The organism is Kitasatospora sp. GP30 (genome assembly GCF_029892145.1).
GTDB classification, from domain to species: Bacteria; Actinomycetota; Actinomycetes; order Streptomycetales; family Streptomycetaceae; genus Kitasatospora; species Kitasatospora acidiphila.
On the sequence record NZ_JARZAH010000002.1, the window covers coordinates 276855 to 292205 of the forward strand.

Sequence of the window (15351 nt, forward strand, 5' to 3'; positions counted from 1 at the left end):
AGCGTTGCCAGTCTCCGCGCTCCCGCGGCTGTCCCTCGTAGACAAACGACCCCGCTCCCGTCGTCCGCCCAACCGGCCTGTGCCCGCACGACCTCATCGCCCACCAGGCCAAGCCGACCGAGCACCGCGTTCAACGCTGAGACCGCCTGTCTCGCCTCCAGCCACGCCCCCGCATAGTCGACGCCCGGCAGCTTCGGGCCGCCGCCCAACCAGTTCATGCCCCCGTCATATGCCGGAGCATCGTCTCTATCCCAGTCGTCCATGCCTTCCCCCTCGGCCGCACCCGATGAGCAACACACTCAAGATCCGCACGGGCCGCCCCCGACACCCGGTGCGCGACCAGTACTGTAGTCGCAGCATCACACAAAGCAGCGACAAACACGCAACCGCCGTGTCACCGTCAACAAACCACCCACAATCACCACCGCCCCACAACGAAACAGCCCGACCACCCACAACAAGGGTGATCGGGCCGCCACTTCAAGCCGCTACTACCTGCCCAGCAGCAAGCGCCTCACCGCGCCAGCACACGCCAGGCACGCCCACACAGGTCGGGCAACGCCGGTCACCATCGGAAGGCTGCCGACGCGGACCGGGATCAACGGGCGCTCGTAGCACCGCACACACGCAGGCCTGTCGATCATCACGCCACCGCCCCAGGCATGCACTGTGCACCCGGATACGTGTACCCCGGATCCGGCCAACCAGCCGCCACCACCTCCAACGCCCGCCGCCGCACCGCCTGTTGCTGCGCCTCCCCGAACGCCACCCACAGCGGAACCACCTGACCGGGAGCGGCACAAGGCTGAACCGGTGCCAGCCGCAGAGCCTCCCGATCCTCCACGAGGCGCCCATAGCGACCACGGACCAGCGCGTTGTCTTCCCCTGCGAGGGGCTTAGCCCGCTCCACCACATGCGGCGGAATCGCCGTCAGCACTTCCCACGACCCGGAAGCCGGCGGCTGCCACGAGCCAGGCTGACGCACGCCAAGCTGCACGCGGATCGGTTCGAGTTCGACAGGCCGATCCGGCACTGCCGAGATGGCCCAGGCCAGCGCCCAGGCAGCCAAGAGGCAGATAGCCCAGGCAAACGCCCAGGCGATAGGGTGTGTCATGTCGGAGCCCTCCAGTGGCTTCGGCCATGCCCCGGGGGTGTTACCAGCACCCGCCGGGGTCCATCTTCTGTTATGGGTTCGAACGGTAGACGGATGGTCCTGATCTGTCTAGCCGTCAGCTTTGGCGCTACCGCCGAAGCCCCGCCCGTGCGTCATGATCGACGCGCGATCGGGGCCGGTCTACGGGGTCACGCTGGTGTGGACTGCCCGCTGTGACTGCCGGGCGGATCATCCGGCCTGTGGATCCGTGGCCGGTACGGACGACCCTTTAGGGTGTACCGGTTCGGGTCCGGCTGATCCGGGTAGGCAGTGATCCACTCGTTGCACCGAAAGCAGAATCCTTGCTTGGCTTCCGGGTCGAACGCGATGGGTTGATCACACAGCGGACAGTCCATGGCACTCCTACGCGCTCAGGTCGAACTCCCCGGCCTTCACGGCGGCCGTGAACGTCGCCCAGGACTCCGGGCTCATGGTGACGATCTCATCGGGCCGCTCGCTGTCTCGCAAGGCGACCACGCCGGAGACGTTCACCGCCACCTGCGGGCACGACTTGCGCACCGTGTTCTGGCAGGCAGCCACGGTGACGAACTCGAACTCGGTCTCGGGACGCTTGCTCATTGCGTTGATCCCTTCTCGTAGATTGCCAGCACGGGGATACCCCTGTGCCGTTGTGCACTTTCAGGACCCGCCCCGGCGTCCGGGGATCCGACCGAGCACTGTGATCGAGCCCGTCCCGGGGCGGGGGTCTTTGGGGATGGAGCTCAGCTGCCGGTACAGATCATCTGTTTGCCGTTGGGCATGATCTTGACGCCCGACCCGAAGCAGATCGGGCAACTCGGGTTGCCGTAGCTTCGAAGGACGGCAATCGCAGCGTTGAGCTTGCGCTTCAAGGGTGTTACTCCTGTTTGATGTTGAGCGTGAGCGGCACGTCCTCGGGGATGTTCAGCGCCTTGCGCACCTCGTAAGCCACCGCCCGTTCCAGTGCTCGCGTCCGTCGTCCTCGGTGATGAACGGGCACTCATCGGCCCCTTCGATCTCCAGCTCGAAGCCCACGGCGGGAACAACGTTGACGTTGACGACGCGGGGCTCGGGGTTGGCCATCAGGCGACGGCGGACAGGTGCCCGGTTCCCTGGGTGGCCGGGGTTCGGCGCAGCCTGCGGACGGCCGCCATGTTGGCGGACTGCCCGGACGTCCCGCGCAGCTGGTTCACGGCGGACTCGTGCAGGAACTTCATGATGCTGAGCTTCGCGTCCAGCTCGGCCGTGCTCGCGTGGCGGTTGGCCATCGCGTGGAGTTCTGTGCCGTTGGCGTACAGCTCGGCTCGGATCGCACTGAGGGTGCTCATAGCGCTTTCCTCTCAAGGGAGTTGGATGGTCCCGCCCGCCGACGTGCGCGCGCCGACGGACGAGACCAGGGCCCGTGCTGGCCTTGGGTAGCCCTACCGGGCCAGCACGGGGGCTTAGCGGGTCGGCTACTGCCGCCGACGACGGGCCCCGGCTTCGGCGAGACGCAGGCTCACCAGTGGGCCCGTGCAACCCAAACGGGCAGCGATTTGGGTTACAGACAGCCCTTCCTCCACGTGCAGACGCACCATTTCCTCGGCCGAGAACTGGCGCGCGCTGCCTCTGAGCACAGGGTCCGCACGAGCGAGCGTGAGCGGTGAAATGTCAAGCACCGCAACGGAGTTGTCACCCCACTCAATCCAGCTCACGCTATGTCCCTGCCGCTCCGGACTTGGGCGCGAATCTCTACCTTGCGGGCGTACCTCGCTGCGCGCTCGTAACCGACCTGACAGAACGGCAGCGTGACCACCTGCCCGTCATCCCTGGTGATCTGGGGACCAGGAGCTACCAGGGTCGGACGGTCGCAGCAGACGCACCGGCCGAGCTGCCACATGTAGGGCGGCGGCAACGAGACCGGCGACGGCACGAACTCAGCATCAGTGGGCGGGGGTTGAGTCATTCCCCGGCTCCCTGCATCGAGGGCACTGACAGTCTGCCGGCGGCCCGTACTGGAAGTTCCGACCCTGCCGCAACGCCTCGCCAGCGAGGTACTCAAGGCGCATCGCCTCGAAATCGGCTCGGGTCGCCGTGCGCTTGCTCCGGTACAGCGGTGAGTCCGCCTGTCTCGCCACAGCGCCGCTCCTCTCGGAAGTGCCCGCATTGGCTTTTCCCTGAGTAGCCGACTGACTACCGAAGGGGGACTACCATCTCGACTGTCGGGAACTCATGCAACTATCCGAAAGATCAACGTGAGTTGAGAGAGGCAGTATGAATATCAAGAAACTCAACCCTGCCGCTTCCCCGCGCGCTGCCTTCGGGGCCCAGCTGCGCAGGTCACGGGAGGAAAGGGGATGGACTCAAGATCAGCTCGGAGAGTACTTGGAGTGCACCGGCGGCCACGTCTCTGGCGTAGAAACAGCCGTCAAGTCACCTAGCAAGGCGTTCTCGATCAAGTGCGATCGTCTGTTCGGCACAGGCATGGTGTTCCAAATCCTCTGGCGAGCCATCAAGGGAAATCCCTTCATGGATGGCTTCCCTGCGTACACGGCGGAGGAAGCTTCGGCCGAGGCGCTACGCGTGTACGAAGACCGGCGAATTCCGGGACTCTTACAGACCGCTAGCTATGCGGCCGCCCTGGAGTCGGGGAACGTGCTACGCGGCAAGATCACGCAAGAGCAGGCAGACGCACGGGTCAGCTTCCTCATGGAGAGGCAGCAATTGCTGACGAAGATCCCCCTGGTGACCCTTCATGTGATCATGGATGAGAGCTGTCTTCAACGAACCATCGGCGGACCCAAGGTGATGATCGACCAGTTCCGCAAGATCGAGGAGATGTTCAAGCGCCCCAAGACGACGATTCAGGTAGCGCCCAACTCGATCGGGGCAACTCACCCACTGGCGCACCCCGTCACCCTCCTGACCATGCCCGGACGTGGGACTCTTGGGTACACGGAGACCCTGCAACGCGGCTTTGTAGAGAAGGATCTTGACACACTCCACCAATGGGGCGGTGACTATGATCAACTTCAGGTCGAGGCACACCCCCAAGCTGCTTCGCTGGGCCTGATCCAACAGGTAAGAGAGGACCTTGAACATGGTTGATCTGTCTGGCGCCAGCTGGCGCAAGAGCAGCTACTCCGGCAACGGTGGCACGTGTGTCGAGGTGGCCGATGGCTTCCCCGGCGTCATGCCCGTGCGGGACTCGAAGGACCCCGAGGGAGGTGCCCTGGTGGTCCCGGCGGACGCATGGCGGGCATTCGTGGGCGCCGTCAAGGCAGGATCCTTCCCGAACGCCTGATTACCACACTCCCGTGTCGACAGCCCCCGACGATGCTCATCCGTCGGGGGCTGCCGCCTTGTAGCCGGGGCCGGCGAGGGAAGCTTTACGCACCTACCGCTGGCGGAACCCGAGTCGAGCAAGACCGGGGGGCCACTCGGCCAAATTGCGGTCAGGCCCAGAAGCCCTGACCGAGTCGCAGCAGCTTACGGCCCCCCGGCCATGCCCGACCCCACCACCGGCAGGACACCGCCCAAACCTTCCCCCGCCTCCGCGCGCCCGCGCGCACCGCATGCGGCTGGGCATCAAACTCGCGGTTGACCAGGGGACTTATCGAGACCGGCCGGTTGACGCTGGATCGACGGGGTATCATGTATAGAGGAAGTAACCGAGGTCGTACTTGAACGAGCTGGCGCCGCAGCTGAGCAGCCGCAGCCGGTCCCAGCGCCGCCGCCGGGCGTGCTCGCGCAGCTGCTCAGGGTCGGCGGCGGCGATCACCACGAAGTCGGCCCGGCGCTGCACATGGCCGACCACGCCGTTGAAGCCGTCGATCCACAAGGTGCACATCGGGCAGGGGTCGACCTGCTTCTTGCCGTACATGAACTGGTAGACCAGCAGGGGACGTCCGGGCTCGGTGAAGAGCGAGGACAGCTGGACCGGACGGACCGGCAGGTCGCCCTGGTCGAGAGAGGCCGGGCCCTCCAGGAAGATGTAGTCGGTCACCGCCGGACCGGGTGGCAGGGCCCGCCGCCGCTCCGCGGCACCCTCCCGCTGCCGCATCAACTCGATCTCGGCGCGCTGCAGTTGTTCGCGCGCCCCGGCGTACTCGGGGCTCTCGTTGGGCAACCGGGTGGCATACGGGTGGAACGGCGAGACAGAGGACATGCGGCCAGCGTCGGCCGGGGCGGTGGGCCGGGCAACCGGGGTGTGCCGGACGGGTGGTGCGGGGCGCGGCCCCCGCACCACCCGTCCGATGGCTCAGCGGTGGCTCGGGAACTCCACCACCTGCTGGTAGGTCGGCCGGTTCTGCCAGGTGGTGGTGGCGTCGGTGATCCCGCCCAGCGGGCGCTGGATGATCGCGTCGGCGCACCACTGGTCACCGGCCGAGCAGTTGCCGTCGCCCGGGTAGACCTGGGACGCGCTCTCGGCGGCGGCCTGCTGCAGGGTGTTCAGCAGCACCGTCCGGCAGGCCGCCAACTGCCCGCCGCCGCAGAACTGCTGAGCCAGCGGACCGGCCACCGGGTGACCGAGTACCGAGCGCAGGTCCTTGTCCAGGTAGCTCCACCAGCCGTACTGGAACGACGAACCCTTGTGCGGGATCGACTCGTTGGCGCTCACCGAGCCGTTGGTGGACCCGGTCTGCCCGCCCGAGGGCGACTCGTTGATCTGCAGGGCACCGGTCAGCGCGGTGTAGGCCTGGTCGCCGAGGCCGGGGTGCATGACGCCGTCGGCGAGCAGCGGCCACCAGGCGTCCAGCACCTGGATCGCGGTGGCGTCGGTGTAGGCGTGGCTGCCCGCGGAGGTCTCCACCCGTTTGCTGCCGGACGCCTGCCAGGAGGTCAACTCCTGGACGACCGATGCGAGCTGGGGGTCGGTCACCGGAGCGCTGCCGATCACCTGGAGCAGCTCGGGCAGCACGTCCTCGCCGCGCAGGTCGGTGACCGCGGCGTCCTCCATCGCCTGGGTGAGCGAGGCCCGGGTCACCCCGCCCTTGGCGACCAGCGCCTTGACCCGGGAGTCCAGCAGATTGGCCCGGTGCACCGAGCCGTCACCGAAGCCGGCCGAACCGTAGTCCGCGGCCTGCTTGTTGTTCCACGAGACGTAGTAGTCCTGGTCGACGGACTGCGGGTGCTGGGACGGCGGGGTGTACTGGGCGGTGTTGGTGGCCGGGTCGAACCCCTGCCACTCGTAGGCGGGTTGGGCCATGACCGGCAGGCCCGGGTCGACTCCGGGCGCCCGCACCGGGTTGTTCCCGGAGTTGTAGTAGGCGGTGTGCTGGGAGTCGGCGTAGAACCAGTTGAAGGTGTAGTTGATGTTCTGCACCGCCTGCTGGAAGCCGGCGGGGCCCTGCACCACGGACGGGTCGTTGAGCATCTGGAACCCGACGATCGAGTCCACCTCGTGCTTGTAGCTGGAACGCAGCGAGGTGAACGCCACCGGCTGCCCGCCGACCGTGCCGCGGGCCGTCACCAGGCCGTAGTCGGAGCGGTACATCACCAGTGAATAGGAGCCGGCCGGGGTGGAGTCGGCGGTGGTCGGCGACCAGGAGTCGTTCTGCACCAGCTTGTCGAACGGGGTGCAGACCCCGTGGTAGAGGTAGGACTCGGCGGCCGGCGTCACCGGGGAGCCGTCGGTGGTGCAGAGCGGCACGGCGTAGGTGTCGGTGATGTCCTGCCCGGCCGAGGTGGCGCTCCACGCGTAGTCCTGGCCGCGGCCCAGCTCGACGTAGAAGCTCAGCCCGGCGAAGGCGGCACCGCGGGCGCTGATCCCCGGGCCCTGCAGCTCCTCCAGCATCAGCAGCTGCGGCGCGAAGTAGCCGGTCTGCGGGCCGAAGACCGCCACGGGATGTCCGCTGGCGGTGTACTTGCCGGACACCACGAGGGCGTTGGACATGCCGTGCTTGGCCGTCAGCAGATTGCCGGGCAGCACGCCGGGGGCGGCCGTGGTGCTGCTGGTGGCCGATCCGGTGGCGTTGTAGATCAGTTGCTCGGGCACCACCGAGCCGGGGTCCGGCATTGCCGTGCCCTGCGGGTTGTTCGGCGGCAGCGCGTACGGGAACGACTGGCCGTTGTGCAGGGTGGTGACCGCCTCCGGGTCGTTGGCCTCGCGCAGCGAGAGCCACAACTGGTCGCCGAGCGCGGTGCCGTAGCGGGCCTCGGCGGCCTGCTTGACTGCGGCCGACTGCAGTTCGCCGCCGCCGCCGGAGCCGAACAGCGCGCCGATCACCGAGGCCAGTGCGACCAGGTCGGTCAGCTTGAACGGCTGGATCGAGCCGGCGTTGGTGATGGCGTTGACCTGCCCGGTCAGGTCGTACTCGCCCGGGAAGTAGCGGCCGCTGTAGGACTCGTTGATGTACTGGTTGATCCCGTCGACATAGGCCTGGGCGTCGGTGAGGGCCTGCTTGGTGCGGGCGTTCTGGTTGGCCAACACGTCGATCTGCGCCTGGAGTTCGTCCTCGGTGTAGGGCGCGGCCTGCCAGAAGCTCTGCTCCAGCTGCCGGTTGGCGGCCGCGCCGCCGGCGAAGCCGGACAGCTCGCCCCGGCCGACGTGCCGGAACAGGTCCATCACCCAGAGCCGGTCCTGGGCGGCCGCGTAGCCGGCACCGAACTCGGTGCCGTACCTGGTCGTTCCGGTGATGTGCGGCACGCCGACCTTGTCGCGCAGGATGGTGACGTCCGGGCGCGGGTTGCTGGTGCTGGTCACCTGGCCGGCCGGGATGCCGAACGAGGAGTCGTTGAAGAAGTTGTTCAACTGGTCGTTGGTGAGGCCGGGGTAGCTGGACGCGAGCGCGGAGTAGGGACCGAGCTGGTCGTCGGTGTGGGCCGGTTTGGTGCCGAACACCTTGTTGGCGAGGATGTCGGCAAGGGTGGCGTTGCCGTTCTCGCCGGGCGGCAGGATGTCGTTGCACTGTCCGGCGCAGTAGTCGTTGGCGGCGGCCCGGCCGGTCGTGGCGTGGCCGGTTGCGGCCTGGGCGGTCACGGCGCCCGGCACGGCCGCCAGCAGAGCGGCGGCCAGGGTGGCGGCGAGCGCGGTTCTGATCCCGGTGGAGCGACGGGCACCGGCGTGTGGTCGCCGGATCCGCAAGGGCATGCGTGGGGGCACGATCAGGCTCCTCGCTGTGCAGGAAAGGAAACCTGACGGTAAGTCGGATTCTGTTCGGTGCCTAGCCGCTGTGCGCGGATTCAGTGTGATTATTTGTCATGTCTTGACGACTTCGAGGGTCGGGGCGGCGCCGGACGCGGTGGGGGTGAAGCCTGCCGGTTGTAAGGGAGAGATAAAGCGCTGGCAGCAGTTCGCCTGTTCGACAGATCCCTTTGGCCCAGCGCACGTCCAGGGCGGCAACAACCAAGGCATGCGAGTCGCCATCGTCACCGAGTCCTTTCCGCCGGAAGTCAACGGCGTCGCCCACAGCGTGCTGCGCACCGCCGAGCACCTGGTGCGGCGCGGCCACCAGCCCCTGGTCATCACCCCGGCCCCGGCCCGCGGCTCCAGCAGCCCGGAGCACACCTTCGGCCCCGGGGCCGCCGACCTGCCGGTGGTGCGGATCCCCTCCGTCCCACTGCCCGGCTATCCGCAGGTGCGGCTCGCCCTGCCCAGCTCCCGGCTGGGCGCGGCACTGGCCGCCCACCGGCCCGACCTGGTCCACCTGGCCAGCCCGTTCATCCTCGGCGCCCGAGGCATCGCCCAGGCCACCCGGCTCGGCCTGCCCAGCGTGGCCGTCTACCAGACCGACCTGGCCGGCTACGCCCAGGCGTACCGGATCGGCGGCGGTCTCGGCGCAGCGGCCGCCTGGCAGCGGATCCGCACCATCCACCGGGCCGCCACCCGCACCCTGGCGCCGTCCACCCCCGCCGCCCAGGACCTCACCGCGCACGGCGTCCCGCGCGTCCACCTGTGGCCGCGCGGCGTCGACTCGCTGCGCTTCCACCCCCGCCACCGCGACCAGGCGCTGCGCCGGGCGCTCGCCCCCGGCGGCGAGGTGCTGGTCGGCTACGTCGGCCGGCTGGCCCCGGAGAAGCGGGTCGACCTGCTCGCCGGAGTGGCCGCCCTGCCCGGTGTCCGGCTGGTGGTGATCGGCGACGGGCCGAGCGCCGGCGCGCTGCGCGAACTGCTGCCCGGCGCCGTGTTCCTGGGTCGGCGCACCGGCGAGGAACTGGCCCGCTGCTACGCCAGCTTCGACCTGTTCGTGCACACCGGTCCGCTGGAGACCTTCTGCCAGACCATCCAGGAGGCGATGGCCAGCGGCGTCGCGGTGGTCGGCCCGGCCGCCGGCGGGCCGCTCGACCTGATCGGGCACCGCCGCACCGGCCTGCTGGTCGCCCCGCGCGACCAGCGCGCCGTCACCGAGGCGGTCGCCGAACTCGCCGCCGACCCGCAGCGCCGTGCCGCCTACGGGCAAGCCGGCCGGGGCGACGTCACCGCCCGCACCTGGGAGGCGATGGGGGACCTGCTGCTGCGGCACTACGCGGAGGCGGTGGCGGAGCACCACGGCACGCCGGTGCGCTACGACGCGGTGCCGCCGGCTCCCGCGCAGCCCGTCGAGGAGCTCCCCGCTCCGGTCGCTCCGGTCGAGCACCCGGCTCCCGTCGAGGAGCAGGCGGTATGAGCTCCTCGCTGCGCATCGTCCGGCTGGCCAACTTCGTCACCCCGGTGTCCGGCGGGCTGCGCACCGCGCTGCGCCACCTCGGCGCCGGCTACCTGGCCGCCGGGCACGAGCCGGTGCTGGTGGTGCCCGGCCCCGAGCACCGCGACGAACTCACCGAACAGGGCCGGGTGGTGACCCTCCCTGGCCCGGTGCTGCCGGCCAGCGGCGGCTACCGGCTGCTCACCGACCGGATGGCCGTCGCCCGGCTGCTGCACCGGCTGGCCCCCGATCGACTGGAGGTCTCCGACCGCACCACGTTGCGCTGGACCGGCAGTTGGGCCCGGCGCAACGGGGTGCCCGCGGCGATGGTCTCGCACGAGAGCGCCACCGGCCTGCTCCGCACCCGGGGCTTGCCCGAGCCCGCCGCCCGGGCGCTCGCCGACCGGCTCAACTCCCGCACCGCGCGCGCCTATGACACCGTGATCTGCACCACCGACTGGGCCGCCGACGAGTTCCGTCGACTCGGCGTCCAGCACCTGGTGCAGGCGCCGCTCGGCGTGGATCTGGACCGACTGCACCCATGGCGGCACGACCAGGCCGTGCGGCAGCGCTATGTGACGGAACGTCAGACCATGCTGATGCTCTGCTCGCGGCTCTCGGCGGAGAAGCGGCCGGGACGGGCGCTGGACGCGCTGGCCGAGCTGCGCCGCACCGGACTGGACGCCGTCCTGGTGGTGGCCGGCACCGGCCCGCTGCGGGAACGGCTGCAACGGCGCGCCGGGCGCGAGGGGCTGCCGGTGCGGTTCCTCGGCCACATCGCCGAACGGGCCGAGCTCAGCGCCCTGTTGGCCTCGGCCGATGTGGTGCTGGCGCCCGGGCCGATCGAGACCTTCGGGCTGGCCGCGCTGGAGGCGCTGGCCTGCGGCACCCCGGTAGCGGTCAGCCGCTCCTCGGCGCTGCCCGGCATCGTGGCCGACGCGGGCGCGGTGGCCGCCGACACCGGACCCGGATTCGCCGCAGCGGTACGGGAGTTGCTGGCCCGCCCCGAGGGCCGGCGGCGTGCCGCGGCCCGGGCCCGGGCCGAGCAGTACAGCTGGGACGCGGCGGTCGCGGCGTTCCTGGCCATCCACGAACGGAGCAGAGCACGCAGCGTCGGGAGCATGACATGATCGCACCCACCCACTCCGCGCCCGCGATCGCGGACGCCCCGGCCGAGATCGTCCGCTTCGCCGCCCTGGGCGACTCGGTCACCGAGGGGGTCGGCGCCCCGGCCGGCCCGGCCACGCCCGGCTGGCGGGGCTGGCCGGCGCTGCTGGCACCCGCATTGGCGGCCGACCCGGCCCACGTACTGCACCGCAACCTGGCGGTCAGCGGCGCCCGCAGCGCCGACCTGGTCAGCCGGCAACTCCCCGCCGCGCTGGCCATGCGGCCGCATCTGGTGGCGGTGGTGGCGGGCGGCAACGACACCCTGCGGGCCGACTTCGACATCGCCCGCACCGCCGCCGACCTCGACACCGCACTGCGCGAACTCGCCGCCGCCGGATCGGTGTTGCTCACCGCCTGCCTGCCCGACCCGGGCCGACTGCTCGGGCTGCCCGGACCGCTGGCCCGCCCGCTCGCCCGCCGGATGGCGGCCGTCAACACCGTGGTGCACGAGCTCTCCCGCCGCCATGACGCGATCCATCTGCACCTGGCCGAGCTGCCCTGGCTGCGCGACCGGCCGCTGCTCAGCGCCGACCGCCTGCACCCCAGCCCCGCCGGGCACCTCCTGATCGCCCGCGAGTTCCATGCCTGCCTCGCCGCCGCCGGTCACCCGGTGGGCCCGCCACCCGCCGCGGTGCTGGCCCCGCCGGCCCCCGGCCGCTGCGCCGACCTGTGGTGGCTGGCCACCCGGGGAACAGCGTGGCTGGCGCGGCGCAGCGTCGACCTGCTGCCCGGCCTGCTGGCCCTGGCGGCCGCCGAAACCGTGCAGCAACTCCGCGGTCGGGGCGCCGAGTTGGACGCCCGCGCCGAAGCGGCGGCCCGGGCGGCGATGGCGACGGTCGGGCCGGCAGGCGGCAGGGGGATGGAGTGATCAAGAGGCGGGCCAGCTGTGGTCGAAGTGGGTGCACCCGTCTACGATCTCGGTTGCCGACCTGGCAGTGAACAACTGAATGGGAGCCGTTGCTGTGAGACTGCTGATCGTCGCGGGCTACGCCGCCGTCCTCGCGCTGCTGGTCGTGGGGACCCTGGTGGGGAACGTCTTCGGCCTTGGCGACGGCGGCCGACTGCTGCTGACGCTCGTCGAGTTCGTCACCGGCCTGCTGGTTCTGAGCATCGTGATGGCGGCGCTGCCTCGCCGGATGCAGCAGCGGGTGGCGGGTGCGCAGCCCACCTCGGCGATGATGCGGCGGCGGGTGGACCGACTGCTGGTCGCCCTCGGAGCCATCCCGGCGCGGTCGGCGCGGGCCGACATCGCCGCCCTGGCCGACGGAACGGTGCTGTACGCGCGGGCGGTGCGGATCGACGGTCTACGCCCGGCACTTGGCACGCTGCTGTTCGAGGCCCCGAGCGGCGGGCAGCCCGTGTTGAGGTGGCGTCAGGGCATGGCGGTCCAGACGATCCCGACACCGTACGAGCTGACCGAGCTGGAGAACATCCCCCGCACGGCAATCGCACGCTCGCTGAAGGCCACCAGCACCGTGTGGATCGGCGATGCCGTCAACGTCCAGCTGACGCCGATGGATCTGGAGGTGCTGCGGCACGTGGTGACGGCGGCGTAGCCGTGGCCTGGGCAATCCGGGCTCTCACCGGTAGGCTCGCCGCCGTCGTCGTCGAGTGAGGAGGTGAGGGTTATGGGTGCCGTGAGCGAGCTTCGCCATGCCCTCATCCGGGTCGCCGACTGAGCAGAGCGCACCGGCGCCATGCCGCCGCGGCCCGGGCCACGACAATGAATTCCGGAGTCGCAGACCGTGCACAGCAACACCGCTCAACCGATGAACCTCCTTGTCCTCGGCGGCACCCGCTTCCTGGGCCGCGCCATCGTCGAGGCCGCGCTCGGCGGCGGCCACCAGGTGACCCTGTTCAACCGGGGCCGCACCGACCCGGGCCTGTTCCCCGAGGTCCGGACCGTCATCGGCGACCGCACCGAAGACCTCGCCGCCCTGACCGACGGCCGCTGGGACGCCGTCGTCGACGTCGCCGGCTACGACCCCCGGGTGGTGGCCAAGTCCGTCGGCGCACTCCAGGGCCGGGTGGGCCGGTACGTCTTCGTCTCGTCCCTCTCCGTCCTGGCCGACCAGAGCACCCCGCAGAACGAGGACGGCGAGGTGCTCCGGCTGCGCGAGGACCTGCCGCCCCACGAGGAGTACGGGGCACGCAAGGCCGCCTGCGAGCGGGTGGTGCTCGACGCCTTCGGGCAGCAGGCCACGATCGTCCGCCCCGGCATGATCGTCGGCCCACACGACCCCACGGACCGCTTCGTCTACTGGCCCCGCCGCTTCGCCCGCGGCGGCCGGGTCCTGCTCCCCGGCGATCCGTCGGACGCCGCCCAGTTCATCGACGTCCGCGACCTCGCCGACTGGATCCTCGGGTGCGCACGAGCAGGGCTCGGCGGCGTCTACAACACCACTGGCCGGTCCATGCCGTTCGGTGCGTTCTTCGAGGCCTGCCGTGCCGTCACGCGGTCGGCCGCCGAGCCGGTGTGGATCCCGAGCGACCGGCTGCTCGCCGCGGGGGTCGACCCCTGGATGGGGGTCCCGATGTGGATCGCCGACCCGGACTGCGCCGCCATCAACCAGGTGGACGTCTCGCGGGCGCTCGCCGCCGGCCTGGCCCTGCGGCCGCTCGCACAGACCCTGGCCGACACCCTCGCCTGGGACACCGCCCGGGGCGGCCCGGCCGCCGACGGCGAGGGACTCGGCGCGCAGGAGGAGCAGCGCCTGCTGAGCGAACTGGCAGGCTGACCCGATGACGTGAAGCCGGCCGGCAGCAGGCCGGCCGGCTTCACCGACAGGGGCACCACTGGTGCACCGGACAAGGAGCGAACCGGATGACGGCAACGCCGAGCACACCCTGGTCGGTCACCATGGACTACTCGCAGGATGTGGCCCTCGCGCTCGCCGTGCGCGACGCGTTCGGCTACCCGGATCCGCTCCGCCTGCCGCCCGTCGACCCGCCCGTGGCACTGGAAATCCGCCGGGAGGAGCACCAAGACCCGGTGATCGCGGAGCAGTGGCGGACGTGGTGGGAACGCGCCATGGCGTCACCGACCCACGAGTCCCAGATCGCCCGCACCCTCGACGGCCCGCTCGGCGTGGTCCTCCACCGGAACTCCGCCGCGCTGCTGGCCTGGAGCTCCGCTCGGAAGAGGGAACTCGCACGGCTGAGCAGGCCGACCCCCGGCCGGCAGCGCACCCGCCTGGCCGACGCCCTCCGCGACCACAGCCGGCAGACCGGCTTCCAGTTCTCCGAATTCCACCTGGCGATCACTGCCATCCCGGCCGGAGAAGTCTGCTTCCAGCCGATCCGGGACGATGTGATCGCGGCGAGCATCGCGCTGATCCGGGACCAGGGCGCCTACGTCGCCGAAATCATCGAGCACGTGGTGAGGCGGCAGGCCTGAGGGCCCTCCCTTGACTTCAAGCCTCCTTGAGCTACCAGGATGGGCCGCAGGCGGTTGTCCGATCAAGGAGTTGAAGCTGATGCGCGCGATCTGGCTCAAGCAGTTCGGTGACCCCTCGGTGCTGGTGCCGGGTACGGCTCCCGATCCGGTGCCCGGGGCGGGGGAGGTGCTGGTGGCCGTGGAGTTCGCCAACATCACCTTCGTGGAGACGCAGTTCCGGGCCACCGGGGCGGGGCCGTTCCGGGCCGAGCTGCCGATGATCCCGGGCAATGGGGTGGCCGGCACGGTGACGGCCGTCGGGCCGGGCGCGGATCCGGCACTGCTCGGCCGGCGGGTCGTCACCGGCACGGGCGGCAGCGGTGGTTACGCCGAACTCGCCGCGGTGCCGGCCGCCGGGGTGTTCGAAGTGCCGGACGGGCTGGCCCTGGACGACGCGCTGGCGCTGCTGGCGGACGGGCGGACGGCGGTGCTCCAGCTGCGAGCGGTGCGGCCGGTGGCGGGGGAGCGGGTGCTGGTGGAGGCCGCGGCCGGCGGGGTGGGCAGCCTGCTGGTGCAGTTGGCCAAGGCAGCCGGCGCCGAGGTGGTCGCGGCGGCCGGTGGGCCCCGCAAGCCGGCGCTGGCCCGGGAGTTGGGCGCGGACCTGGCGGTCGACTACCGGGAGGCCGACTGGACGGCCGCGGTGGGGGCGGTGGACGCGGTGTTCGACGGCGTGGGCGGCGCGATCGGCCGGGCCGCCTTCGAACTGCTGGGCCCGGGTGGGCGGATGGTGAGTTACGGGCTGGCCAGCGGGGAGTGGGCGGCGATCCCGGCCGAGACCGCGGCGGCCCGGGGCGTGGCGCTGGTCACCGGCGACCGCACCCCGGACGCCCTGCGCGACGCCACCGAGTACGCACTCGCCGAGGCGGCGGCGGGCCGGCTGCGCCCGGTGATCGGCCAGCGCTTCCCGCTCGCCGAGGCGGCCGCCGCGCATGCCGCGATCGAGTCCCGGGCGACGGTGGGCAAGACGCTGCTGGAGGTCGGCACGCCCCCGCGACCCAAGCGGTGAGCGG

Annotated in this window: 16 protein-coding genes; 9 read left to right on the forward strand and 7 right to left on the reverse strand. The window is 70.8% G+C overall.

The features are described 5' to 3' along the window. Positions 1–643: 643 nt before the first annotated feature. The 5 genes from P3T35_RS04585 to P3T35_RS04605 form a co-directional block, all read right to left on the reverse strand. Positions 644–1114, reverse strand: a complete 471-nt coding sequence (locus tag P3T35_RS04585; RefSeq protein ID WP_101380118.1) for a hypothetical protein — start codon at positions 1112–1114, stop codon at positions 644–646. Between the two features lie 402 nt (positions 1115–1516). Beyond that, entirely contained in the window at positions 1517–1732 is a 216-nt protein-coding gene (locus P3T35_RS04590; RefSeq protein ID WP_101380117.1) for a DUF397 domain-containing protein, read from the reverse strand. 143 nt (positions 1733–1875) lie between these two features. After that, on the reverse strand, positions 1876–2004 hold the full coding sequence (locus tag P3T35_RS04595) for a hypothetical protein (protein ID WP_280704294.1): 129 nt from the start codon (positions 2002–2004) through the stop codon (positions 1876–1878). Positions 2005–2009: 5 nt separating this feature from the next. Further along, positions 2010–2132 (reverse strand): hypothetical protein, encoded by a 123-nt coding sequence (locus P3T35_RS04600; RefSeq protein ID WP_280704296.1) that lies wholly within the window; start codon positions 2130–2132, stop codon positions 2010–2012. Positions 2133–2214: 82 nt separating this feature from the next. After that, positions 2215–2460 (reverse strand): hypothetical protein, encoded by a 246-nt coding sequence (locus tag P3T35_RS04605; RefSeq protein WP_101380116.1) that lies wholly within the window; start codon positions 2458–2460, stop codon positions 2215–2217. 925 nt (positions 2461–3385) lie between these two features. Here P3T35_RS04605 and P3T35_RS04610 point away from each other — a divergent pair. Then, the gene (locus P3T35_RS04610; protein WP_101380114.1) at positions 3386–4219 is read left to right on the forward strand and encodes a helix-turn-helix transcriptional regulator; all 834 of its coding nucleotides are present in this window, start codon (positions 3386–3388) and stop codon (positions 4217–4219) included. After that, the gene (locus P3T35_RS04615) at positions 4212–4415 is read left to right on the forward strand and encodes a DUF397 domain-containing protein (RefSeq protein WP_101380113.1); all 204 of its coding nucleotides are present in this window, start codon (positions 4212–4214) and stop codon (positions 4413–4415) included. Before P3T35_RS04610 ends, P3T35_RS04615 begins: the two co-directional genes overlap by 8 nt. A gap of 348 nt (positions 4416–4763) precedes the next feature. Here P3T35_RS04615 and P3T35_RS04620 read toward each other — a convergent pair whose 3' ends face one another. Next, on the reverse strand, positions 4764–5279 hold the full coding sequence (locus P3T35_RS04620; protein WP_101380112.1) for a DUF899 family protein: 516 nt from the start codon (positions 5277–5279) through the stop codon (positions 4764–4766). 93 nt (positions 5280–5372) lie between these two features. Further along, positions 5373–8204: a penicillin acylase family protein gene (locus P3T35_RS04625; RefSeq protein ID WP_101380111.1), complete on the reverse strand. Its 2832-nt coding sequence runs from the start codon at positions 8202–8204 to the stop codon at positions 5373–5375. A gap of 262 nt (positions 8205–8466) precedes the next feature. Here P3T35_RS04625 and P3T35_RS04630 point away from each other — a divergent pair, with 262 nt between their 5' ends. The 7 genes from P3T35_RS04630 to P3T35_RS04660 all read left to right on the forward strand — a co-directional run bounded on the left by P3T35_RS04630 (position 8467) and on the right by P3T35_RS04660 (position 15347). Continuing rightward, positions 8467–9720 carry a glycosyltransferase family 1 protein gene (locus P3T35_RS04630; protein ID WP_101380110.1) on the forward strand — a complete coding sequence of 418 codons (1254 nt, stop codon included), beginning with the start codon at positions 8467–8469 and terminating at the stop codon, positions 9718–9720. Next, positions 9717–10868: a glycosyltransferase gene (locus tag P3T35_RS04635; RefSeq protein ID WP_101380109.1), complete on the forward strand. Its 1152-nt coding sequence runs from the start codon at positions 9717–9719 to the stop codon at positions 10866–10868. Before P3T35_RS04630 ends, P3T35_RS04635 begins: the two co-directional genes overlap by 4 nt. Further along, complete coding sequence (locus tag P3T35_RS04640; protein WP_101380108.1) at positions 10865–11773, forward strand: SGNH/GDSL hydrolase family protein; 909 nt, start codon at positions 10865–10867, stop codon at positions 11771–11773. Before P3T35_RS04635 ends, P3T35_RS04640 begins: the two co-directional genes overlap by 4 nt. A 94-nt stretch (positions 11774–11867) precedes the next feature. After that, positions 11868–12461, forward strand: coding sequence for a hypothetical protein (locus P3T35_RS04645; RefSeq protein WP_101380107.1), 594 nt, complete (start codon positions 11868–11870; stop codon positions 12459–12461). A gap of 213 nt (positions 12462–12674) precedes the next feature. After that, a complete protein-coding gene (locus tag P3T35_RS04650) occupies positions 12675–13643 on the forward strand; it encodes an NAD-dependent epimerase/dehydratase family protein (RefSeq protein WP_101384978.1) in 969 nt (322 codons plus the stop codon). 86 nt (positions 13644–13729) lie between these two features. Further along, entirely contained in the window at positions 13730–14302 is a 573-nt protein-coding gene (locus P3T35_RS04655; protein WP_101380106.1) for a hypothetical protein, read from the forward strand. Positions 14303–14381: 79 nt separating this feature from the next. Beyond that, positions 14382–15347 carry a zinc-binding dehydrogenase gene (locus tag P3T35_RS04660; RefSeq protein WP_101380105.1) on the forward strand — a complete coding sequence of 322 codons (966 nt, stop codon included), beginning with the start codon at positions 14382–14384 and terminating at the stop codon, positions 15345–15347. The last annotated feature ends 4 nt before the right edge of the window (positions 15348–15351 follow it).

Bases quoted from the DNA above. Each gene is read 5' to 3' on its own strand.
- P3T35_RS04585 (WP_101380118.1), bottom strand. From the start codon at position 1,114: ATGACACACCCTATCGCCTGGGCGTTTGCCTGGGCTATCTGCCTCTTG.
- P3T35_RS04590 (WP_101380117.1), bottom strand. From the start codon at position 1,732: ATGAGCAAGCGTCCCGAGACCGAGTTCGAGTTCGTCACCGTGGCTGCC.
- P3T35_RS04605 (WP_101380116.1), bottom strand. From the start codon at position 2,460: ATGAGCACCCTCAGTGCGATCCGAGCCGAGCTGTACGCCAACGGCACA.
- P3T35_RS04610 (WP_101380114.1), top strand. From the start codon at position 3,386: ATGAATATCAAGAAACTCAACCCTGCCGCTTCCCCGCGCGCTGCCTTC.
- P3T35_RS04615 (WP_101380113.1), top strand. From the start codon at position 4,212: ATGGTTGATCTGTCTGGCGCCAGCTGGCGCAAGAGCAGCTACTCCGGC.
- P3T35_RS04620 (WP_101380112.1), bottom strand. From the start codon at position 5,279: ATGTCCTCTGTCTCGCCGTTCCACCCGTATGCCACCCGGTTGCCCAAC.
- P3T35_RS04625 (WP_101380111.1), bottom strand. From the start codon at position 8,204: ATGCCCTTGCGGATCCGGCGACCACACGCCGGTGCCCGTCGCTCCACC.
- P3T35_RS04630 (WP_101380110.1), top strand. From the start codon at position 8,467: ATGCGAGTCGCCATCGTCACCGAGTCCTTTCCGCCGGAAGTCAACGGC.
- P3T35_RS04635 (WP_101380109.1), top strand. From the start codon at position 9,717: ATGAGCTCCTCGCTGCGCATCGTCCGGCTGGCCAACTTCGTCACCCCG.
- P3T35_RS04640 (WP_101380108.1), top strand. From the start codon at position 10,865: ATGATCGCACCCACCCACTCCGCGCCCGCGATCGCGGACGCCCCGGCC.
- P3T35_RS04650 (WP_101384978.1), top strand. From the start codon at position 12,675: ATGAACCTCCTTGTCCTCGGCGGCACCCGCTTCCTGGGCCGCGCCATC.
- P3T35_RS04655 (WP_101380106.1), top strand. From the start codon at position 13,730: ATGACGGCAACGCCGAGCACACCCTGGTCGGTCACCATGGACTACTCG.
- P3T35_RS04660 (WP_101380105.1), top strand. From the start codon at position 14,382: ATGCGCGCGATCTGGCTCAAGCAGTTCGGTGACCCCTCGGTGCTGGTG.